The sequence below is a fragment of the Desulfomicrobium aestuarii genome, assembly GCF_055385525.1.
In genome coordinates this window covers 2,098,370-2,121,145 of record NZ_AP042427.1, presented here as the reverse complement: position 1 = coordinate 2,121,145, position 22,776 = coordinate 2,098,370, and the positions used below count along the sequence as shown (strand labels likewise).

Here is a 22,776-nt window from a genome sequence, read left to right as displayed (position 1 = left end):
TATCTTAACCTTTGCGTAAAATGATAGGATAGTAATTAAAATATTGTCGATAAATATGATGATAAACTGAATGCTTCTGCGCCCCCGCCTTCATCTTCAATGTGTCATTTTTCACTTAGCAACTTGTTTTCTTCAAGTTTAACCCCTCAGGTTGTGGGATTTTGCTCAATACGGTTGAGAAGTGTGCATTCGTCATTTCTTGAAGCAGAGCTCTTTTTTTTGACTCCGGAGCGGGCCCATTCCATCAAATAAGACACCAAGGTTTGCGCTATAGAGATGCTGCGTAAATAGCTGAAATAAAACGGGATAAAGCAGCATTCATCGTCTTGTCACACCGGAGACCGTGGGTTCGAGTCCCATCGACCCCGCCATTAGAGAGTAAGAGTCTGGGGTTTTAAAAGAGAAGTGGCCCCAGAAATTTGTACAAGCCTTTAGGTGGCATCTCTGCTAGCCCGGACACCTTCAAACGAAATTGATCAGGGAGCAGAGAATGACTAAGCGGACGAGACGGAAGCATTCAGCAGAATTCAAGGCCAAGGTAGCGTTAGCGGCGATGGCCGGGGACAAGACTCTTGCCGAGTTGGCGCAGCGTTTTGAGGTGCACCCGAACCAGATTACCGAATGGAAGCGGCAACTCAGCGAACGGGCCGCCGCCGTCTTCGGTAAACCGGCCGATAGTGAACCGGCGGTGGATTTGAAGGCCTTGCATGCCAAGATCGGCCAACTGACGCTGGAGAATGATTTTTTAGAAAGCGCACTCAGCAAGGTGGGATTGCTGAGCGCAAAGCGATGATCGACCGCGAGCACGAGGTTTCAATCAAGCGGCAGGCCGAACTGGTCGGGATAAGTCGCGGTACCGTGTACTATCAGCCTCGGCCGGTTAGCGCCGTCGACTTGGCGCTCATGCACCGCATTGACGAGCTGCATCTTGAGCATCCGTTCATGGGTGCCCGAATGCTTCGAGATCAACTGAATCGCTCAGGCATCGCTGTTGGGCGTAAGCATGTCGGCTCGTTGATGGCACGCATGGGGATTGCTGCGCTGTACCGGAAGCCCGGCACCAGCAAGAAGCATCCTGGGCACAAGGTATATCCCTATCTGCTACGAGGACTGCTCATTGAAAGAAGCAATCAGGTTTGGGCTCTGGATACGACCTACATCCCGATGGCCAAGGGTTTCGTGTATCTGACCGCAGTCGTGGATTGGGCCAGCCGAAAGGTCCTGGCGTCAAAGATAGCGATCACCCTGGAGGCTTGCCATGCGGTCGATGTGCTTCAGGAAGCCTTTCGCCGCCATGGTACTCCGGAAATCGTGAACACGGATCAGGGCAGTCAGTTTACGGCGATCGAGTTTGTAACGGCTGTCAAGGACAGGGGCTGCAAGCTGAGTATGGATGGCCGAGGAGCCTGGCGTGACAACGTTTTCGTTGAGCGGCTTTGGAAGTCGGTGAAGTACGAACGGGCATATCTGCACGCCTACGATACGGTGAGCGATGCCCGGAAGTCGATTATGGAATACATGGATTGGTACAATCAAAAGCGGCCGCATTCACGGTTGGGCAAGAAAACGCCTGACGAGGCTTACACCGAACGAATGTCGCCAGTGAGAATGGCAGTGTAAGAAGAGCGGAGATTCCACTTAAGAAACGAGCAAACGTGTTCAAACGAACTGAGCCACTTCTAAAGCCTTAACAGTCCGTTGATTTATTTATGATCAACACCGTTCCACGGTAATCTGCGCTCCGACGAATTCTTCGCCGCTATCGCTCTTCATCTCGACAAAAATCATCGAGAAGACCATTCGTCCCAAAGCAACAATACAAATCTTCACTGAATCGAGGTAAAAATACCCCTTTGGGGTCCCGAAACCTATCAGCTTCCGCATCAGCAGACCGAGATTGAACCCAGTCACGCACAGGAGCTATCGTTTGTGGACGTATTCCTGTCCGCGAAGGTGTGATTGTCTCATTTCGTCACTATCAAACTCGAGTTGCCCTATTAAACCGGACACGCTGCGGTTGTTGTAAACGGCTTGGCTTTGGCTCGGTGATCCTTGTCTTCCAGATACCCTCATATTAAATTTTACCATAATCTATTCTGCGTATTTATTTGAATTAAAAGACCACAACCTTTGTAATTCTATTTTTTCTTCGCTTGAAGTTAATGTATCTAAATTATCATCGACATATTTTTCTAAAAAATTATCGTCTATTTCACTCCGTGATTTGATATTTTTTTTCAGAACCACATACATTCCTTCAACAATACCGCCCAATCCAGCGCCCCATGTTTCACCTACAGTAGAGCCGAATGATTTGTTTTTAAATACGTATCCTTTTGTTTTTGGAAATGTCGCAGATATTTCCCATCCATCTAATCCCATATTTACCAAAAAATTACAATCGAATTTTTCTCCAGTGCAAACTTCTTCGATACTAAAATCAATATTGACGAAATAATTTTTGTAAAATATAACATTTCCATTCTTGTCGATTTTTTCGTATATATCGTTAACAATTCTTTTTTTTATTTCAGAAATTTTTTCATTGTATTCTTTTCTCGTATCGACAAAATGATAGTCTGATTTTTTTCTTTTATTTGCAATGCCTTCACGCAATTCGGAATTTCTTTTTTCTTCTTGCATTTTATCAATACATTCGTCGCAATATTTTGAAAAGAAACCAGCACTTCTTCCACATCTAATGCATTTTGCCATTTTTGTCCTCATTTTCAACATACTAAAAAAAATGAATTAAATTGATGAGGAAAATAATTGTGACCTTGCATAACATCTGGACGATTTGTCAATTCATTTACGGAACCTCCAGCGCTGGAGATCGTGCGTTTGAATTCCGGTGGCCCCAATATTAGGGCAGAAGGGTTTTAGTCGAAAGGCTGACCCTTGTTTCTTTTCGTGGTTTCGGTTGTGGGTTTGCGCGCCGTGTCTGACGAATCAAGAAGGAGCCATCCGGTAGCGGGTGTCTTTTTTTTTGTTGGCCTCGTGGACTTGGGCTTTGACTGCCCTTGGTTGGATAATGTATGACAAAATAAGGACTTGCTGTGCACGAAACTTTTATTGTAGCGAAAGTTCGGAATATTTTTTGCTCGAAGACAATAAGAAGTTGGCGACACTTGAGTTAACGAAAAGCCGGCCATGTTGACTCCCGTGGTAATAGTGAATTCACCCGTGATCGCTTAGGCAATTGTTTGATTATTAGAAATCGTTACATGAAAGGAAAAATTGTGAAAAAAGATTTAGTAGCAAAAGTCATGGCAATAGTATTACTGGCAGCATTTTTCGGTTGGTATGTTTACGGAGAAACTGAAAATGATATTAAAAAATTTGAAACGATGTCTGTAGTTGATGTTGCTAAAGAAGCAATGACGCCTAAATTTGAATCAATAAATGAAGCTATTTTGATTTTTATCGCATTAGGTGTAACAATTATAATTCTTACAGAGCTATTAGGATTTTTTATAAGAATTATTTTTTTTAAAAAATTTGACGAAACAAATATAATTCATAATCATAATATAACATTGCAATTGCTTACAGATTCTGAAACAAACACAAAAATTATTAAGGATAAGTAAAATAAAATATTAATACAGTATTTTTAGTCAAAGAGTTGTATATGAAAGATTTAGATGATCAGAAAAAAATTGCTGTTCTCATTGATGCGGACAATACGCAGCACTCCAAGATCAAGTTTATTCTTGACGAAATATCTAAGCATGGTCACATCATCACAAAAAGAGCTTACGGAGACTGGTCTAGCGAATATCTTAAAAATTGGAAAACAGTGCTAAACGAACTAGCCATTCAGCCAATACAGCAATTCGCATACACAATAGGCAAGAACTCGACAGATTCGTCGTTAATCATTGACGCAATGGATTTGTTGTACACCGATAAATACGACGCTTTTGCTCTTATTTCGTCAGACAGCGATTTCACAAAATTAGCGTCACGGTTGCGTGAATCAGAAGTTTACGTTTTTGGTGTCGGAGAAAGACAAACACCTGTTTCGTTTAGAAACTCTTGTGATGATTTTGTTTTTTCTGAAAATCTTGGTGAATCAATAATATCTGGTTTAGATAAAGATCAGGCTGCCACAGAACCTGCCGCAAATGTAGAAGAAATTCCCCAAGACATCATTGATGCGTTTTTAACCGGCTGGCTCCAGTACAAAGACGATGACGGCGAAGATTGGGCAAATGTTGCCCCGGTGGGAGCTTTATTGAAAAGACTTAAGCCCGATTTCGACCCTCGAACTTACGGATTCACAAAAATTACAGAGCTAATTTCGAAAATAGATATCTTCGAAATGACGAAGTTCAAAGGCAAGGGCACCGTAAACATTGTTGCATATCGTCCAAAGAAGCGAACCAATACCACTCCATAAAATGAAAACTCCTTAGCCAGAGCTTGCCGTAAGTCGTTGTTAAAAATATTTTTTTTAAATTACAACAAGCCACACGAGACTATACAAATCTATGTGTGATATTTTAGATTCTAAAGAAGTATCATTTGTCTGTAGCGAAAAGGGTCGTAAGTTTGAGTCACGTCCACCCTTACGGGCTTCGATTACAAGATTTTTGTTCTCTATGTGCTCGTGGTATGGACGTCCGTGAAGATTTAAGTCTCTGTGGTGTGCATGAACGGGACTGAGGTGCTGTTAACGCAGATTTCCAGGTCGCGACGCGGTATTCGATTTCTGTTGACACCGTCTATGATTTGGCGATCGACTTAGGCGCACCGCAACTTTTCGAGATGTCGCGATGTGCGCGGAAGCAACAAGTTCCATCGAAAAGGTCATAGCAATCGTATCGGGACATCGAGACCCAAAGTGATCGTATACTTTCAGAACTAGTCGCTTGGTGCCCATTCGGCCCCAATTTGTCTTGATCCAAGGGACTCTTGGGGAATTCTTTTCCCTTCACCGAACAACTCAGAAACCTGCTTTTGTAGATGTGCGTCACCAAGCCAGGCAATCGATTCCTCCCGGATGATGATACGCTTGTCCTTAGATTGTTCTGTTCGCTTGCCGTGAATAAGAAGCCACTTATAGCTGAAGTAGCGGGCAGAAGCGGTGGCAAACCTGCTTCGTGACGCCGCATATTGACCATGCAGGGGAAATCGAGACCTGGGGGGGGCGACGTCACCCAAATAATGAAAGATGGTCGTGCCGACCTGTTCGTCCACCTCGTCGAGCATCTTGACGCGCTTCAAAAGTGCAGCTGTAAACCTCCCCAAGTAAGTGCCATCAAATAAAAGAGACCGAAGTTTCCCGGCAGGTCGGAAGCCCGTCCAACGGGTCTGATGCTTGCCAATAAGCTGGGGCTCGAAGGTGCCCATACGGTCACGGGGAACTTCGATGGGGAGTTCGCCGAAATCGCTTGAGGGTTTTGCGACTCTTGCCGTTCCGGGTATTGCCGGTTGGGTTTGCGACGGGTGCATGCTTTTGAAAGGCCGAGATGGTCGGTCATTTCGGCATTGAGGGCTCGCTCGACGAGGGTCTTGGTCAGTTGCTTGAGAAGGCCTGCCTCGCCGATGAGGTCTTCGGGCTTCTTGTAATCCGCCAGGAGGGCGTCGATCAGGTCGACTGGAAGTGGCTTGCTTGCGATCATTTCGTCTCCTTGTGTGGTCGATTATCGACAACTGACCGTTTACACAAATATTTTACACGCCAATACATTGGGCGATTATCCGTATGTCTCAATATTATAATACGCTTCCCCGATCTTTTCCATAAAGTCAGAATTCAGTGGATCTATTAATAGAGCTTTTTTATAAATCTCAATTGCCTCGTGATAGCGTTCAAGTATTAGCAATGAATGACCTAATTCACTCAAGCTATTTAAATTGTGTGGGTTGTACTCTAAGGATGTTTTATAAGCCTCAATGCCTTCATTTAATTGGCCAAGACGATCGTAAGCCGTGCCTAAGTCATGCCAAGTGATATCATCAGGCTTCATTTTAATGGCTTGACTAAAAGCATATACTGCTTCCTGATATTGTTCAAGATTAGTATATGAGTGACCTAAAAATCGCCAACAATAAAAATCTTCACTTACTTTTAAGGCATTTTTATACGAAAAAACTGATTCATTAAATCTATTTAAATTATAGTAACAATGACCTAGAAAGCGCAATACAGTTGAGTCGTCAGGGTTGATGCTTAATGCTTGTCGATATGCTTCAATTCCATCTTCGAAATGATTGAGGCTGTAATATGAGTTTCCAAGATTATGCCATGATTTAAAGTCATCAGGAGTAATCAGGACAATACAATTATAAATATCGACTGCGGCTTCGTAATTTTTTTCTTCATAGTATAATTTACCAAGAATTTTTAATGTTTTTATATCCTCAGGTTTGATACGCAAAGCCATTTTGAAAGCATCGATTGCCTCGTCGTATCGCTCAAGACTGCGAAAAGATTCTCCTAATTCATATAGACTATCGAAATCTTCAGGGTTGATTTTTAAAGCTTGTCTATATGCTTCAATGCCATCTTCAAAAAGATTAAAATGATCAGATAAAACTCCTAGAATGTACCAAGCTATATGATCGCTATGATCTAGTTGAACAATATTTCGATAAATATCTATCGCATCTTCGAACTTTTCCAGATCTATGTATAAATCTCCAAGGATATTCAATATTTTTGTATGTTCTGGAGTAATGCTCAAAGCCATCTTATAGATTTCAATTGCCTCGTCGTAGCGCTTAAGTATCCGGAAAGATTCTCCTAATTCATATAGACTATCAAAATATTCAGGATTGATTGCCAAAGCTTGGTTGTATGCTTCAATTCCATCTTCCAGCAAATTAAGGCGATCGTATGCAGTTCCTAAATCATGCCACGCTTTGTAATCTCTAGGAGTGATACGGACAATATTGCGATAAATATCGACAGCGTCTTCGTATTTTTCCAGGTCGTAGTATAAATCCCCAAGGCTCTTCAATATTTTAATATGTTCAGGAGTGATGCTCAAAGCCATCTTGTAGGCTTCAATTGCCTCATCATAGCGCTTAAGAATCCGAAAAGATTCTCCTAATTCATGTAGACTATCAAAATATACAGGATTGATTGTCAAAGCTTGGTTGTATGCTTCAATTCCATCTTCCAAAAGATTAAGACGGTCGTATGCGGTTCCTAGATCATGCCACGATTTATAATCTTTAGGATTGATCCGAACAATATTGCGATAACTATCAGCAGCGTCTTCGTACTTTTTCAGATCGTAGTATAAATCTCCAAGCCTCTTCAATGTATTGATATTGTCAGGATTAATATTCAAAGCTATCTTATAAGCTTCAATTGCGTCGTCGTAGTAATTAATATTTAAAAGCGATATTCCAAGTCGGTACCAGGTATAAAAATCTGCATTATTTATATTAACAGCGTGCGAATAAGCTTCAATCGCTTCATCGTATTTTTTTAAAACAAAATATGAATTTCCAAGAGTATTCCAGTAAATAAAATCTTTATGATTTGAATTGTTTACAGACAGTAAATATTTAACAGCTTCAGTATAATTATTTTCTAAGAAATATGAAAATGCAATAAAAATCTTTGCTTCAGAGTAATCATCTTTTATACTTAAAAACTTTAAAAAGGTAGACCGACATTCGTCATAATGTTGTGTTTTGTAAAACAATTTTCCTAAATTTCTTAAAGCAGTAAGGTGATTTGGTTTAATTTGTAGTGTAATATTGTAATAATAGATCGCGTTTATGTAGTCTTCTATGTCAAAATACAAATTCCCCAAAAAAAAATTTGTTCGTAGCAAAGTCGGATTGACAGATAGCGCTTTTTTGTATGCGTCAATTGCAGCATTTTTGTCGTTGATTTTCGTGAATGCAAGACCTAAATTATGCCACGCCTTATAATAATTACTATCCAGGTTCACTGAATTGTTGTATGATTTTATTGCATCTTCTGTATTGTTGAATTTTAATTGTGCGTTTCCAAGATAATTCCATGCCTCAGGGTCTTTCGGATAATATTTTACCCACATAGTGCATAAGTGAAAAAAAGAAACCCACTCTTTATTTTTTTTTAATGTAATGGCTCGATCATGCCAGTCTTCAATATTTTCGTATAATAATTTATATGTAATATCAAATCGCTTTGAAAGCGATTGTACTAAATTGTTGTAATTAAGTGAAACTATTTGCATATCATTTTTCAATTTTATAGTTTTTTAAACGATTTAATTCTTCGAATAATTGAATTTTTAAATCTTTAAAATGGTCATCCCAATTTTCAATAGAAATAATAGTTCTGTATGCTTCGCTTGACATCAAATTATATATAATTACAGATAATTCTTTAACCTTTCCTCGCAATATTACAACCCTATTTAGAAGTTGATTGATTTTAATTTTTTGTGAACTGCTTAGCGTGAATTTTCCGCTTTTCAAATTTTCATAAAGACTTTTTAGCGAAGATATGTCATTTTTATCGTATGAATTTTTTAGTTTGATGAAAATTGCATTCGCGTCCTGTTTAAATTCTTCTGAAACCACGTCTGGATGACAAATTTTGCAGCACGCACGAAAAATTGCTTTGATTTCTAATTTTTCAGCCTCTGTGACGTCGCAAATATTCATTTCTTTTGAATCATTGTAGTCTTGTTCAAAATTTTCATAGTCTTGCTTTGCTTCTTCGTATTTCTGTTCTTTTTCTTTATCATTAAACGCTTGTTTTTTAAGCAATTCACGCCGCAACAATAATATTTGCCTAATTATTTCTCCAACTTCAATATTATGACGATGATTGTAAGTATGAAGTAATTTTTCAATTTCCACCTTTTCTTCTTCAAGAACGCCTACTTGAATTTCTAAAGATTTTAATTCTAGATTTAATTCTGATATTTCTGGATCATTATAAATTGTTATGCTAGTGTATAAATCTATAAATGTATCTATTTTATTTAAAGCAATATCGTAATTTCCATTTTTTATAAAGTTTACTATTTCATAAAGATTGTTGTTGTATTGAAGCTTATTTATTATATTTATAAATTTTGATATTTGCGAATCAATATCATCTTTATCTTTTATCTCTATCATTTCTTTTAATATATTTAAACGTTTAATAATGGTTAAAATGTCTACATCGCCAACAGAATGAATCGAATATTTTTCAACTAATTTATTAAATTCTTTTATGAATTGAGATGCTAATTCATCAGCGTCACTGACTATAGTGATATTTTCGCTATTTTTTTGTGCTTTTTTGCTCCAATTATATGATCCGGTTATGATATTCTTATTATCGATGACGCAAAACTTGTTATGCATCAAAGATTCGTTTTTTTTAATATCACCAACCATCAAGAATAGGCCGCCAATATCAGAAATTAAATGATATTGTATTCCACTGTTACGATTAATAGAATCATTTGCAATCATTAATTCGACACGGACTCCTTCTTTTGCTTTTTTGTATATAGCATCAAATATATCATTGTCTGTAAACCACGCTACTGCAATATGTATAGATGATTTCGCGTTAAGAATTTCTTCAATTATTCTATCTTGAATTTTTTCAAAAAATGCTTGTGTTTCCATATAGTTGATCAGGTTAACGAGTTAAGATAAAGATTTTAATTTTGGGTCATGTCTGAAACATGGGTTTATGCTGACGATTTTTAATCAGAGCTTTGTAAATGTTCCGCATCGTTTATTATAGCCGTTTTGGGCTAGACTTTTGTTTCAGATGCGGATTGAGACTCCCTCCATGGGGAAACATATTTGAGGATGGCTGATAGGCAGCTAGGTTGCCTCTTTTTGTCTTAGAAATCAAGGCAATAAAGCTTGTGCAGCTTCTGATTGTATTCCAAACAATTATTGCCATGCTTGCCACTGCCTCAAGAGAAAGGTGGAGTAGCCCCCAATTTGACCGGATACCCTGCCAACCGTAAGAGGTGGTGCAAGAGGTATGTCCAGACAGAGTGCTAACGACTATCCAACCGTAGAAGTCGTCAATGTGGCTCAGTGCTGCCGTTGGTCTGACGGATTCGAGATTCCTTGCGACAACATCGAGGTTGTCCGCGTGACCTTCCCGCTGGATTCATGCGACCGGGAAATCATTGGTCATGTAACCACGACAGGAGGCATCTCCGGATCGATGGTTCGGGACCTGATGCTGGAAAGCGTAGATCGTCGATTTGACCAAGCGGAAACGCTCCATCCCGTGGAGTGGCTTTCGGACAACGGTTCCTGCTACACCGCACGGTAAACGGTGGATTTGCTTCTTGGCTTGGACTGGTAAGACGCTTCACGCCTGTCAGGAGCCCTGAAAGCAATGGCATGGCCGAGAGTTTCGTCAAAACTTTCAAAAAGGATTACATCCGCGTCAGCGAATGCCCGGACGCTGTCAGCGTGATGAAGATGCTGGCTACATGGTTCGAAGATTACAACGAGTTTGCCCCTCACATGGGGTTGCGGATGCTTTCGCCAAGAGAATTCATCCGCCTTTCAGCAACCGCAGAGTGTCCGGTTTAGTACGGGCAACTCCAAAAATCTGTTAGACGAATTTGTAATATGAGAAAATACATAACCAAAAAAGGATTAATTTTCGAAATAAGTAGTAGATCTATATCTGTCTCGGATAGTCTGGGGAATAGTTCTAAGACTACAAACAAAGGGAAATTTTATATAAATAAATTGCTTTCAAAATATAATGATAAATTATTGCTAGAGTTTGATGATGAATTGAATGATTATAGCGTTGTAATAAATAACTCGAATTTGTATAAAAAATTAGATGGTTGTATTCAAGTATGTAGTAACATAGAGTATCTGTTGATTCAAAGGAGTTCTGATGTAATAATAGATGATCTTATTTCGTTGGATATTATTCAAAGTATAGTTGAAACAGAAAATTTAGGATTGCGTCTCAATAAAGATAGATATGAAAAAATTCTTCAACGCTATGATAAGGTTAAAGATTTATACTGTGTTCAGCAACATGTTAGATATTTGTTTGAACTTGTGCGATCAGAGATCTATCATGCAGAGAGTTGTGTTAAAGAAATTGTATATCTATTTCATCAAATTATAAAAGAAAAAAAAGATGAAATCAATGATAAAGAAATAATATATACAGGACTGCTAGGGGATAAGGTCGGGTGGTGTGTGACTGATTGTGTTAAGGCATTGGCGACCAGTCTTGATGGGTTAAGTAAAATTTTGCATTACATCGATGATTATAGGTTGCATAGGAAAGTAAAAAAACCAAAGGTATTGTTTTCTGATTTAGTAAGAGTTAAAAAATTTAAAGAAGACACTACATTTAAGCAGTACTTAGATGAGTTAAATGAGTTGTTTCTGCTTAGGCATGATCTAACGCATAATCAGCTTTTTTACCCAGTGAGGCAGCGCGTTTTTATAGGCTCTGGAAAAACGCCATTAAATAGTCAAAAATTTGCATATGCAGATATATTAATTTATGATTTTAAAGATGGATGCTATACAAGGGCTTTAGGTATAGAAGGATTTTTTTCTATGAAAAGAGATACGATAAGTTTTTTGCAAGAGTCGATTCATAAAGTTTATAATTTTTTTCATTACTGTATTAGTAGTGTTTATGGTGAATTAATTAATGAGGCAAAAGAGTCAAATATCGAATCTTTTTGGGCGTTTGATCATGCTAAGGCCGGGTTAAAATTAAATAATAGAGATTATTACATGTCTGTAATAATCGAATAACGAACGTTATTGTGTAAAATTTTGGTTTATCCAGCAAGAGCGCACTTTTGACAAAACGAAAATACATGGGTTTCATCAAGTTTTCACGCTAATGAAAACCAAGAGGATGCCCCGCCATGTCCACGAGCTTCTTGTGCCATGCGTTCGGTCTGCCTGAACACCCATATCCGCCGGGTCCATGGAAGGAGCCAACAGCAAGATCAAGGCGCTCAAAAGCCAGGCGTTCGGCTACCGAGACCAAGAGTTCTTCGGAAGTGTCATTGCACCTCAAGCCGCTGCGCCAGCTCGGCAAGGGTCTTGTTGCCAGCCATCGCGGTCAAGACCACCTTGGTCTTGAACTGTGCTGACTGCTTCCGTCTCGTCTTCTTCGTCATTCTCTGCTCCCTAATCATTTGCGTTTGACGGGGTCGGGACTAGCGGAGTTCCAACCTAAAGGCTTGTACAAATTTCCAGGGCCACTTCTTCAGGCACTTCTGATTTTTCATGTGCTTGCAAGGATTTTGTCGATAATTTTAAACAGAGCTTCAAGCTCGTCGAGTGTAAGCACTTTTCCCTGCTTGTTGAAATTGCGGCTAACCCGCTCTACGAGCAAGCCCCTGGCAAATTCGCAATCCTCGTCTTGAGGGAGGGGTTCTTCGAGTTTGTAAGTTGTGCCTGATATCGTTTGGACTGTTCCACCTTGAACAAGGTCGCCTAATACAACTTGGCTCGTTAAGATTGGGCCAGTTAAAATATTTGGATGTCCCTTTACATAGATGGCGGTTAAAAAAAGTTTCCCGTTAATATTAAGTGCTCGCCATTTATTTAGTGTCGCCATTGTTCACTCCTTATAACTCATTTTTTATTTTAAAATAATTTTCATGCAAAAACATTTTGGCTGAGTGTTTTGAACGATTGGCATTCATCTTTAGGCAAAAAACGCGCATAGTGCTTTCGGGTCGTAGTTTCGGAATCGTGAATGGCCAAGGCCGCTTCCGCAAACGATTTTGTTTGTTTAAGAACATGTGTGGCAATTATGTGTCTTATTGCGTGAGGTGAGTGTGGATGTAAGTTTTCAATCATATGTTGATTTTTGTATTTGTTGTAAGCCAAGTACACTTTAGTGAACTCAACAAAGTTATTATGAAAGCTATCTTCTGAAAAGATATTGTTTTTTATTGTGACAATAAAGTTATTATTTGAGTTTGAGCCGAATATTTGTTTTTTTAAAAAAAGGTAAATATTGATGTCTTCGTAGAGATTGTGAGTGTCGATTATTTCTCTCAATACTTTTCTTTTGTTTTTAACTTCGGGCCATGGGATATCGATGTAGTACTTATTGTCTAAAAAAAATAATTGAGATTTTGTCTTATCGAGTCCGTCTGTAAATTTTAGTAACCTGATATTTTTAGAGCGCAAGCCTGTTTGTGTAATAAAGATTGCTGTTAAATAAGAGCTTAAAAAAGAAAAGTTGAGCTTTGGCTGCGTTTTAGATAAAGAGTAATTTTCTCTGGCAACTTTGAGTAGTTTATAATACTCTGTCCATGGTTTTTCCATGTCTAATATTGAGTTAATTGGTTCGAAACTATCTCGTGATAAAACTAAGTGTCCTTCGCTATCGACTTGATTTTTTTTGTAAAGCTTGTCAATTTCATTTCTAAATTTAATACAAAAGTTTTTTTGATTGGAACATAAGCTTTTCCATGCATTCATTATTTCATTTTCTGAATTATTAGAGTAGTCAAGTTGTAGTATGTCTAATATTTTTTGAGATGTAATTTTGATATTTTTTTGTTGGTAAAGGTAGCCAGTATCTTGATTGCATAGTGATATTATTAAATCTAATATGGAGTAATCTCCAAAACTAAACATGCCGCGGCGATCAATCTGCCATTTTATATAGTTATATACAAGTGTGTCAGATAAAATTAATAATATAGAATAGTCTTGTGTTGTGAGGTTGCATGTCAAGTTGCTTACGTTTTTTAAATACCCTAAGAAATATAGTATGCAGTCAATATTTTTTTCTGATGTGGCCGTTACCCATGTGCCAAATTTTTTTAGTGTAAAGTCTGGCAGGGTAGATTCTTTGTGGCTAACGAGTTTATCCAACTCTTGTTTTAGGGCGGGGGTGTTTTCTAGTTCGTCAAATTTGTATTTTTGCTTTAGCTTTGCTCTTAGCCTCTTTGAGTATTCGGTGTTCGAAACAACGATGTTGTTGTAAATCCATTCACAGATTTCGAATCTTTTTTCATCTGTCGTTGTATTGAAGTCTATTGTTAGATTTGATAGTAGTTTGCTCCACAAATTTGTTTTTGTCCTAAATTCTTCTGGTATCAGTGTTTGGTCGATTTTACGCCAATTATTGTTAACTTTTAGTTTGCATACAAGGCTATATTTTGGAATACAGTATGCCTCTTCAAGTTTTATAATGTTGCTGATTTGTTTTGATGAAGGCGTATGTTTACCAGTTATAATGTGTCTTGCGCTATTTCTTTTTATTCCTGCTTTATATTCAGCTTGCGAGACTGATAGGCCGCTTTGCTCATGCACAATTTTTATGGCTTCAGAAAAGTCTGAAGGTAGATTTCTTAATGAGTATATAGCTCCGTCATAGTAAGTTTTTAATTTTTTCGCGGCTGATATATATTTAATTTTTGTTTTTTGTGTATTTGAAGATAAGGCATTGATGACATCGACAATGTATTTTTCATCATCTTTTGAAAAAATTAAAGAAGCGTCAGTTGAGCTGTCAAAATTAAAAAAACGTATTAATTTTTTGTATACAGTTAATATTAATTTTTCATTCAATTTCTCTTTGCGAACTATGTCTTCGCATATATTGTAGAATTGATTTACCGTAATGTTTTGAATGTTAATGTTTTGGATCGGCTTTAAAGGTATTATTTTCGACGCTTCGTCAATTAATAATTTAATTTTTCTATTTTTTATTACATCAAATTCAAATCCAAGTTCATTACCAATGTATTCGTAGTCGATCAAAAGCCTTTTAGTTTTCGATTCTGGTAGGAAGCTTGCTTTTGAAAGATATTGTTCTAATATGAAAATTTGTTCTTGTTCTTTAGTGCTCATTTAGTGCCTGCTATTATATATGATATTACTTTTTCTCCTGTATGTTTTGGAAACGATATTGTTTATTTCTCATTTATATATAAAAGTTTGAAGTTATTGTATTTTCTTATAAATAAGTTGAAGTGTTTCCCGCACTCACAGCAGATGACTAATTCTTTCTTTTTTCCATTTTTTTGTTGATATCGTTTTTAAATGTTTGGTGAATAACCCGTTGACACTTAGCTGTGCTTCTTTCGTCGTTTGATATCATCTTTTCGTCGTTACGATCACAATACTCTTCGATAGCGGTATTTATAATGTAGTTGATACTCGTATATTTTTGTTTAGATAACATCTTTATTTTTGAATAAGTCTCGCTCTTGATTCGTAGTGCAAATTTATTTTCGTTCATTTGATTACCTCATTTATATCTTAATCGTGGGATTTGTTTTTTTTCAATTTTATTACTATTTATTTTCTTTGTTTGTTTTTCGCTCACGTTTTTCTATCACAAACTGTTTTCTCCTCTTTGTGGCCGATCGTTCCGGGCCAAAGGTCACCATGATTATATTTTTGGTGACCTATATGGATATGCCGTTGGGCACGCCGGGTGTGCTGTGCCGTTCCGGGCCAAAGGTCACCATGATTATATTTTTGGTGACCTATGTGGAAATGCCGCTAGTGTTGCGACCGCGTTTTAAGTTGATACAGATTTAATAATTTTGTCTCGGCATTTCAGATACTTTTTGAATTCATGATTATTTACGCATTTCGCGGACGCAACACTAGGTACGACGAGTGAGCTTCTGGCCGTTCCGGGCCAAAGGTCACCATGATTATATTTTTGGTGACCTATGTGGAAATGCCGCTAGGCACGACGAGTAAGCCTCTGGCCGTTCCGGGCCAAAGGTCACCATGATTATATTTTTGGTGACCTATGTGGAAATGCCGTTGGGCACGGCGAGTGAGCTTCTGGCCGTTCCGGGCCAAAGGTCACCATGATTATATTTTTGGTGACCTATGTGGAAATGCCGTTGGGCACGACGAGTGAGCCTCTGGCCGTTCCGGGCCAAAGGTCACCATGATTATATTTTTGGTGACCTATATGGATATGCCGTTGGGCACGCCGGGTGTGCCTCTGGCCGTTCCGGGCCAAAGGTCACCATGATTATATTTTTGGTGACCTATGTGGAAATGCCGCTAGGTACGACGAGTGAGCTTCTGGCCGTTCCGGGCCAAAGGTCACCATGATTATATTTTTGGTGACCTATGTGGAAATGCCGCTAGGCACGACGAGTGAGCTTCTGGCCGTTCCGGGCCAAAGGTCACCATGATTATATTTTTGGTGACCTATGTGGAAATGCCGTTGGGCACGCCGGGTGTGCCTCTGGCCGTTCCGGGCCAAAGGTCACCATGATTATATTTTTGGTGACCTATGTGGAAATGCCGTTGGGCACGACGAGTGAGCCTCTGGCCGTTCCGGGCCAAAGGTCACCATGATTATATTTTTGGTGACCTATGTGGAAATGCCGCTAGGTACGACGAGTGAGCTTCTGGCCGTTCCGGGCCAAAGGTCACCATGATTATATTTTTGGTGACCTATGTGGAAATGCCGCTAGGTACGACGAGTGAGCTTCTGGCCGTTCCGGGCCAAAGGTCACCATGATTATATTTTTGGTGACCTATGTGGAAATGCCGCTAGGCACGACGAGTGTGCGGTTGATCGTCCTAGCCTAGTCTAAGGTCTCCACGTTAAACAATGCTGGAACTGCCGAAAATCCGCATCGAAGAGGCTTTACAGGTCTGTGGCGGAGGCGTGGAGGAAATCGCTTAGACCCAACCCAGAGCGATTCAATTTTGTCTTACATTTCTTTGTCTTGACATGCGGTTAAGCTTGATGCTTGGTTCTTTGCATTTCTGGAAGGCTCCCTAAATATGCCGAGTTTGTTACGCGCAATCACACGTTCACCTTGTTCCGTTTTCATCGAAGGGTCATTTGTTATGCATGGTACGAGATTTTTGATATTTTTTTGACTATGTTGATAGATAATAAAAAACACGGAAAGGTCGGGGATCGGCTCCGAGAAGGCCTTTATAAAGATGGAGAGTTGGCTGTATCAACTGATTCTTTTTCTTTGTATGCATTTCAGAGCTTGCGGAAAGAGCTTGAGCAACAATCCTCGATACGGATCATTCTTTCTGATGACTCCATAAATTCCGAGGGTTGCCTTTCTTCGCTTTCAGGGGTGCCATATGAGACACGCTTGAAAAACCAACTTCTTCAAAAACTGATTGCAGCTCAGTGTGCTGGATGGTTGAAAAATAAAGTACAGGTAAGGGCTGCAAAGAATGCTCGTACCATCAGCCAGAATATGTTTCATGCTAGTGGAGCCGAAAGGGCTATCGCTATTCAGGGAAGCTCTTCTTTTACAAATGAGGGCCTTGGCTATGTGGAGTCTGACAGGCACCACATGAATATGGCTCTTTCTGACAACGAAAGCACGAAGGCTCTTCTCGAATGGTTTGACAGTCTTTGGAAAAATAAAAGTGTGACTTTCGATGCTAAGGATTTGTTGCTCAAACAGCTTGAAACCCTCTCTCAAGATAACGCTCCAGAATTCATTTATTTCCTCACGTTATTTCACACATTCCAGGACCTACTTGAAGACATTGACGAAGAGAACATTATCAAAATCAAGACGGGCTTCAAGGATACCGTTGTCTGGAACAAGCTGTATAAATTCCAGCGTGACGGGGTTCTCGGCGCAATTGATAAGCTTGAAAAGTACAACGGTTGTATCATAGCCGACAGTGTGGGATTAGGTAAGACTTTCGAGGCTCTGGCTGTCATAAAATACTATGAGTTGAGAAATGACCGGGTGCTCGTTCTCTGCCCGAAAAAGCTCCGTGAGAACTGGTCCATTTACACGATCAACGACAAGCGGAACCTTCTCGCTAAGGATCGCTTCAACTATGATGTCCTGAACCACACAGACCTCACCCGGCTTACGGGTAAATCTGGGGAGATCAACCTGGCAACGTTGAATTGGGGTAACTATGACCTCGTAGTCATCGACGAATCCCATAACTTCAGGAACGTCACCAAGTCCGACAAGGGGCTGACCAGATATTCCCGCCTTATGGATGAGATCATCCGTTCAGGTGTGAAGACGAAAGTGCTCATGCTTTCCGCTACTCCGGTAAACAACAGGATGAACGACCTCAAGAATCAGGTGGCGTTTATTACTGAGGGGTTGGACCTTGCTTACAAAGAACATGGTATAGCAAGCATTGAGGAGACGCTTCGTAAGGCCCAGACACGGTTCAACCAGTGGCTCAAGCTGGATGAGAAGGATCGGACCACTGAGGGACTGCTTGATGCGCTCAACTTCGATTATTTCAAACTCCTCGACATGCTGACCATTGCGCGGTCTCGCAAGCACATACAGAAGTACTACAACGTCGCCGAGGTCGGAGAGTTTCCTGAGCGCCTCAAGCCCATGAACATCAAGGAGGATATTGACCTTGATGGAGAGTTTCCTCCTCTCAAAGAGATCAATCGGACCATTCGAAAGCTGAACCTCAGCGCGTATTCTCCCCTGAAGTATGTCCGCATGGAGAAGCGCAGTGAATATGACCGCAAGTACGACATTCTCGTAAAAGACGGAAAATCAGTATTCCGTCAGGTGGACCGCGAACAAAGCTTGATCCACCTCATGCGCGTCAACCTCCTCAAGCGGATGGAAAGCTCCATCAATTCATTTAGCATGACATTGGAAAAGCTCTTGAATGAAGTAAAGATGCTTCTCCAGAAGCTTGAAAACCATAATGACGAGGAGATCGAAGAGGTCGGCATTGAGGACATTGAGGTGGACTCCCCAGAGTTCGAAGATTTTTTGATTGGTAGAAAGGTCAAGGTCCTCATCAAGGACATGGATCAGATTCGTTGGAAGCAGGATTTGGAAGAAGACAGGGCGAAGTTGAGCTACCTTCTTGATGAATCCCGCAAAGTCACTGCGGAGAGAGATGCCAAACTGAAGAACCTCAGGGAGCTTATCAAGTTCAAACAGGATAAGCCGATCAATCCGGGAAACAGGAAGGTCATCATCTTCACCGCGTTTGCAGACACTGCCAATTATCTCTATGAGCACATCGCTCCTTGGGCAGAGAAGCGCTTGAAGCTGAATACAGCCCTCATCACTGGGGGCGGTTCGAACAAGTGCAACCTGAAAACTATGCGGTGCGAATTCGATGCCCTTCTTTCAGCTTTTTCTCCCGTTTCGAAAGAACGCGACAAAATCGATGCCGACGCTACGGACGAAATCGATCTGCTGATTGCCACCGATTGCATCTCAGAAGGACAGAACCTTCAGGACTGCGATTGGCTGGTGAACTATGACATCCACTGGAACCCGGTGAGGATTATTCAGAGGTTCGGACGCATAGATCGGCTTGGCTCCAAGAATAAGAAAATTCAGCTCGTCAATTATTGGCCCAACATGGAGCTGGACGAATATATCAATCTGGAAGCGCGGGTCAGTGGACGAATGGTTCTTCTCGACATTTCAGCGACAGGTGAGGAGAACGTCATTGAACAGGACAACGTGACCCGTATGAACGACCTGGAATACCGGCGCAAGCAGCTCCAGCAGCTTCAGGAGACGGTGGTTGACCTGGAGGATATTTCCGGCGGCGTATCCATCACTGACATGACCCTGAATGACTTCAAGATGGACCTCTCTGCGTATATGAAAAGTCACACGGAATTGTTAGGGAAAGCACCTACTGGACTGTATGCGGTGACGCGCCTGGATGCTGATCTTCAACAAGAAGACGGGCTGGAGCCGGGAGTGGTCTTTTGTCTGAAGAACATAGGCAAGAATATGGACGAGAAGGAGTACGCCCTAGCTCCTCATTATCTCGCTTTTGTCACCGATAACGGTGAGGTTCGATTCGGGCACACTCAGGCCAAGAAGGTGCTGGATATTCTAAAGAAGCAATCCATGGGGCGCACTGAGCCTGATCAAGACGCCATAGCTCGAATGGACTCCCTGACCAAGGCTGGCAGCGATATGAGTCATTATCGCAACCTTCTTGAACAAGCGGTAAATGGCATAGTCGGCAAGTCCGAGGAGAAAGGGGTCGAAAGCCTATTCTCTCGTGGCGGCACCAATCTGACCAAGGATGCCTTCAAGGGGATGGATGACTTTGAAGTGGTCAGTTACCTGATTGTGAGGGCGTGATGGACTTCCCGGCGACCATAGAAGATTTCTACAGCAATCTTGACGTTCCAGAATCCTGCTATCTCGGAAAAAGGCTGTTTAAAAAACACTTCTACGACAACGGGCAGCTCACCGCCACGGACAAGAAAGCGTTCAAGGAAGACATAGAGTCCATCGAATGGAAGTACACCCTCAAACCTTCCACGATTAATATCCAGAGTTTTGAGGATGACCCCCATGAGTATTTGGAAGTCGCTCTGATCCAAGTTACGCTCTCGTCCGACAAACGTCATTTACGAATCGCTGAAGTCATCCAGAAGGCGATCCCTTATCCTGTGGTCATTGTCTTCTCCTGCGGCTCCAGCATCGCTCTCAATGCGGGCTTGAAGAGGATAAGCCGCGCGGATAGCAATAAGATGGTGATTGAGGATTGTCTCGACACTGGATGGATTCCGCTTGAGTCGCCTGAGGTTTGGCAAAACAGCTTCTTAGACGACCTCCAAATAAAGAATCTTTCCTTCCAAAATTTCTTCCAGTTCTACCAGGATATTGCTGAGCGCATTACTGCCTATAATTGTGCGGTCCATACCGGCTCGTATTCATTGGCTCCTTCTGAGGGAGAAAGCGTGGATCGTGGTGAAGCCCTGAAGGAATTGGCTCGTTTGGAGCGGAAATTGACGGAACTTCGGAACAAGCTCAAAAAAGAAAAGAACTTGGGCGACCAGGTGCAGTTGAATACTAAAAGCAAACAGATCAAGGATCGCATGGACGCGATCAAAGCTGTGATTTAAGGATTATCCCATGGAAAAACTTTCTGAGCAAGATGGCATGAGCCTAAACGTAGTTGATGAGAATATGAAATCCCTGAAGAACATTTTCCCTGAAGCCTTTACGGAAGATGGGATTGACTTTGAAGTGCTGAGGCAGCTTCTGGGAGATGAAGTAGCTGAAGGTGAAGAAAAATATGGGCTCAACTGGTTTGGGAAGAAAAAAGCTCGCCAGATTGCTCTAGCTCCATCAACAGGCACCCTTCGCCCATGTCCTGAGGAAAGTGTGGAATGGGATACAACACAGAACATGTTTATTGAGGGAGATAACCTAGAGGTATTGAAAATACTTCAGCGGAGTTATTCTGGCAAGATTAAAACAATATACATAGATCCTCCGTATAATAAAGGGAAAGACTTTTTGTACCCTGACTGTTTTAAAGAAACTATCAATACATATTTAAATTATACTGGTCAACTCAATGACGAGGGGTACAAATTCTCGACCAATTCTGAAAGCTCAGGACGGTTTCATACAAATTGGCTTAATATGATGTATCCGCGACTTAAGGTTGCCAAAGGATTGCTTCGTCCTGACGGTATCATTTTTATTTCTATTGACGATAATGAGGTGACAAACCTGAGATGCCTTTGTGATGAGATTTTTGGGCAAAGCAATAGAATATCTGAAGTGGCAGTGGTCAATAATTTGAAAGGAAGAAATGATCGTGAAGGGATAGCCACCTGTCATGAGTCTGTTTTGATTTATAAGATGGATGGATATAATCCGCGCGGCCTGCCATTGTCTAAGGATAAACTTGAAGAGTATGGAGAAGACGACGGTGACGGTAATAAATACCAATGGCGAGACCTGAGAAAAAGAGGTGGGGCTGATACAAGGGAGGAAAGACCAAATTTGTATTACCCAATTTACTCAGACCCGAAAACAGGTCAAGTAAGCTTGGAAAGTTCACTTCAGTATTGTAATGAAATCTATCCTGTGAAAAGCAACGATGTTGATGGTCGTTGGAGATGGAAAAAAGAAAAAGTTGCTGAAAATCTTGATATCATCTGTGCAAGAAAAACAAGAAGTGACACATGGAGAGTGTCATATAAGGTCTTCCTTGATGGCGATGAGGGGGAAAGAAGAAGTACTCCAAAGTCAATCTGGATGGGGAATAGGTTTTCTACCGATAATGCTACAAAAAATTTAGGCAAACTGTTTCCAGAGTTGGATGCAAAGCAATTAACCCCAAAGCCTGTTGGTATGATCCAAGAAATCATTCAGCAAAGTATGGAGCCTGGTGACATCATTCTAGATTTTTTTGCTGGCTCAGGGACGACTGCACACGCTGTTTATCAATGTCTAGTTGATTATGACGAACAATTTCAGTTCATTCTCGTTCAATTGCCTGAAAAAACATATGATCTTGTAAAAGATAAAGAGCAGCCCAGGGAGGAAACAAAGAAAGCCTACGAAGCGGGATTTCGCACGATTGCAGATATTTCTAAGGAGAGGATCCGTAGAGTCATTTCCTCGATTTCAGATGCGCTAGAAAATAAGGATGCAGATACTGGATTCAAAGTCTTCAAGCTCGACAGCAGTAATATTGTTGCCTGGAACCCAGACAAAAATGACCTTGAGCAAACCCTCATAGGCCATACCGAGCACCTTGTCCCAGGCAGAAGCGAACAGGACGTGCTCTATGAACTCCTCCTCAAACGTGGGGTTGAGCTGACTGTTCCCATTCAGGAAAAGAAAGTCTCAGGAAAGACCGTCTACAGCATCGGGTTCGGTGCTCTGTTCGCGTGTCTCGACAAAAAGATTGAACGCGACCAGATCGAGGACTTGGCCCAAGGTATCATAGACTGGCACAAGGAGCTTGATCCAGTCAGCGAAACGCAGGTTGTTTTCCGAGACAGCGCGTTTGAAAATGATATCGCCAAGACCAATATTACCGCCATTCTGGAACAGAGTGGCATCAAGCACGTCCGTAGCCTTTAAGGGG

At 40.8% G+C, this 22,776-nt stretch carries 13 protein-coding genes and 4 pseudogenes; 9 read left to right on the top strand and 8 right to left on the bottom strand.

Annotated elements, in window-relative coordinates:
- Window positions 1–490: 490 nt before the first annotated feature.
- Window positions 491–1,620 (top strand): IS3 family transposase gene (locus tag ACZ5AC_RS09520; RefSeq protein ID WP_464247381.1). Its coding sequence is split into 2 segments (ribosomal slippage): window positions 491–740 and window positions 740–1,620, totalling 1,131 coding nucleotides; the frame shifts between segments, so codons are not numbered across the junction.
- A 471-nt stretch (window positions 1,621–2,091) separates the two neighbouring features.
- Here ACZ5AC_RS09520 and ACZ5AC_RS09515 read toward each other — a convergent pair.
- Window positions 2,092–2,715 (bottom strand): hypothetical protein, encoded by a 624-nt coding sequence (locus tag ACZ5AC_RS09515; RefSeq protein ID WP_464247380.1) that lies wholly within the window; start codon window positions 2,713–2,715, stop codon window positions 2,092–2,094.
- 527 nt (window positions 2,716–3,242) lie between these two features.
- Between ACZ5AC_RS09515 and ACZ5AC_RS09510 the strand changes: the two genes are divergently transcribed.
- Entirely contained in the window at window positions 3,243–3,593 is a 351-nt protein-coding gene (locus ACZ5AC_RS09510; RefSeq protein WP_464247379.1) for a hypothetical protein, read from the top strand.
- Between the two features lie 41 nt (window positions 3,594–3,634).
- Entirely contained in the window at window positions 3,635–4,405 is a 771-nt protein-coding gene (locus ACZ5AC_RS09505) for an NYN domain-containing protein (protein WP_464247378.1), read from the top strand.
- Between the two features lie 464 nt (window positions 4,406–4,869).
- On the opposite strand, the gene ACZ5AC_RS09500 is transcribed toward ACZ5AC_RS09505, so the two are convergent.
- From ACZ5AC_RS09500 to ACZ5AC_RS09485, 4 genes and pseudogenes are all read right to left on the bottom strand, one after another.
- Window positions 4,870–5,217 carry a hypothetical protein gene (locus tag ACZ5AC_RS09500; protein ID WP_464250641.1) on the bottom strand — a complete coding sequence of 116 codons (348 nt, stop codon included), beginning with the start codon at window positions 5,215–5,217 and terminating at the stop codon, window positions 4,870–4,872.
- A gap of 84 nt (window positions 5,218–5,301) precedes the next feature.
- Window positions 5,302–5,630 (bottom strand): annotated as a pseudogene (locus ACZ5AC_RS09495) (transposase); the annotation flags it as partial.
- A 75-nt stretch (window positions 5,631–5,705) separates the two neighbouring features.
- The gene (locus ACZ5AC_RS09490) at window positions 5,706–8,189 is read right to left on the bottom strand and encodes a tetratricopeptide repeat protein (protein WP_464247377.1); all 2,484 of its coding nucleotides are present in this window, start codon (window positions 8,187–8,189) and stop codon (window positions 5,706–5,708) included.
- A gap of 1 nt (window position 8,190) precedes the next feature.
- Window positions 8,191–9,585, bottom strand: a complete 1,395-nt coding sequence (locus tag ACZ5AC_RS09485) for a phospholipase D-like domain-containing protein (RefSeq protein ID WP_464247376.1) — start codon at window positions 9,583–9,585, stop codon at window positions 8,191–8,193.
- A 433-nt stretch (window positions 9,586–10,018) separates the two neighbouring features.
- Between ACZ5AC_RS09485 and ACZ5AC_RS09480 the strand changes: the two are divergent.
- The 3 genes and pseudogenes from ACZ5AC_RS09480 to ACZ5AC_RS09470 all read left to right on the top strand — a co-directional run.
- Window positions 10,019–10,521 (top strand): annotated as a pseudogene (locus tag ACZ5AC_RS09480) (integrase core domain-containing protein); the annotation flags it as partial.
- 39 nt (window positions 10,522–10,560) lie between these two features.
- On the top strand, window positions 10,561–11,727 hold the full coding sequence (locus ACZ5AC_RS09475) for a hypothetical protein (protein WP_464247375.1): 1,167 nt from the start codon (window positions 10,561–10,563) through the stop codon (window positions 11,725–11,727).
- A 163-nt stretch (window positions 11,728–11,890) separates the two neighbouring features.
- Window positions 11,891–11,968, top strand: a pseudogene (locus ACZ5AC_RS09470) (transposase); the annotation flags it as partial.
- Window positions 11,969–11,990: 22 nt separating this feature from the next.
- Here ACZ5AC_RS09470 and ACZ5AC_RS09465 read toward each other — a convergent pair.
- The 3 genes and pseudogenes from ACZ5AC_RS09465 to ACZ5AC_RS09455 all read right to left on the bottom strand — a co-directional run.
- Window positions 11,991–12,101, bottom strand: a pseudogene (locus tag ACZ5AC_RS09465) (transposase); the annotation flags it as partial.
- A gap of 107 nt (window positions 12,102–12,208) precedes the next feature.
- A complete protein-coding gene (locus tag ACZ5AC_RS09460; protein ID WP_464247374.1) occupies window positions 12,209–12,544 on the bottom strand; it encodes a hypothetical protein in 336 nt (111 codons plus the stop codon).
- Between the two features lie 41 nt (window positions 12,545–12,585).
- Window positions 12,586–14,799 carry a hypothetical protein gene (locus ACZ5AC_RS09455; protein ID WP_464247373.1) on the bottom strand — a complete coding sequence of 738 codons (2,214 nt, stop codon included), beginning with the start codon at window positions 14,797–14,799 and terminating at the stop codon, window positions 12,586–12,588.
- Between the two features lie 2,243 nt (window positions 14,800–17,042).
- On the opposite strand from ACZ5AC_RS09455, the gene ACZ5AC_RS09450 reads away from it, so the two are divergent.
- Genes ACZ5AC_RS09450 through ACZ5AC_RS09440 form a run of 3 tightly spaced genes read left to right on the top strand, consistent with a single transcriptional unit; the run spans window position 17,043 to window position 22,772 of the window.
- A complete protein-coding gene (locus tag ACZ5AC_RS09450; protein WP_464247372.1) occupies window positions 17,043–20,021 on the top strand; it encodes a helicase-related protein in 2,979 nt (992 codons plus the stop codon).
- Complete coding sequence (locus ACZ5AC_RS09445; protein WP_464247371.1) at window positions 20,021–20,791, top strand: DUF4391 domain-containing protein; 771 nt, start codon at window positions 20,021–20,023, stop codon at window positions 20,789–20,791. Before ACZ5AC_RS09450 ends, ACZ5AC_RS09445 begins: the two co-directional genes overlap by 1 nt.
- A 10-nt stretch (window positions 20,792–20,801) precedes the next feature.
- Window positions 20,802–22,772, top strand: coding sequence for a site-specific DNA-methyltransferase (locus tag ACZ5AC_RS09440; protein WP_464247370.1), 1,971 nt, complete (start codon window positions 20,802–20,804; stop codon window positions 22,770–22,772).
- The last annotated feature ends 4 nt before the right edge of the window (window positions 22,773–22,776 follow it).

What these genes read in the sequence shown, in the direction of transcription:
- ACZ5AC_RS09515 (WP_464247380.1), bottom strand. Translation starts at nt 2,715, where the DNA reads ATGGCAAAATGCATTAGATGTGGAAGAAGTGCTGGTTTCTTTTCAAAA.
- ACZ5AC_RS09505 (WP_464247378.1), top strand. Translation starts at nt 3,635, where the DNA reads ATGAAAGATTTAGATGATCAGAAAAAAATTGCTGTTCTCATTGATGCG.
- ACZ5AC_RS09500 (WP_464250641.1), bottom strand. Translation starts at nt 5,217, where the DNA reads ATGCTCGACGAGGTGGACGAACAGGTCGGCACGACCATCTTTCATTAT.
- ACZ5AC_RS09490 (WP_464247377.1), bottom strand. Translation starts at nt 8,189, where the DNA reads ATGCAAATAGTTTCACTTAATTACAACAATTTAGTACAATCGCTTTCA.
- ACZ5AC_RS09485 (WP_464247376.1), bottom strand. Translation starts at nt 9,585, where the DNA reads ATGGAAACACAAGCATTTTTTGAAAAAATTCAAGATAGAATAATTGAA.
- ACZ5AC_RS09475 (WP_464247375.1), top strand. Translation starts at nt 10,561, where the DNA reads ATGAGAAAATACATAACCAAAAAAGGATTAATTTTCGAAATAAGTAGT.
- ACZ5AC_RS09460 (WP_464247374.1), bottom strand. Translation starts at nt 12,544, where the DNA reads ATGGCGACACTAAATAAATGGCGAGCACTTAATATTAACGGGAAACTT.
- ACZ5AC_RS09455 (WP_464247373.1), bottom strand. Translation starts at nt 14,799, where the DNA reads ATGAGCACTAAAGAACAAGAACAAATTTTCATATTAGAACAATATCTT.
- ACZ5AC_RS09445 (WP_464247371.1), top strand. Translation starts at nt 20,021, where the DNA reads ATGGACTTCCCGGCGACCATAGAAGATTTCTACAGCAATCTTGACGTT.
- ACZ5AC_RS09440 (WP_464247370.1), top strand. Translation starts at nt 20,802, where the DNA reads ATGGAAAAACTTTCTGAGCAAGATGGCATGAGCCTAAACGTAGTTGAT.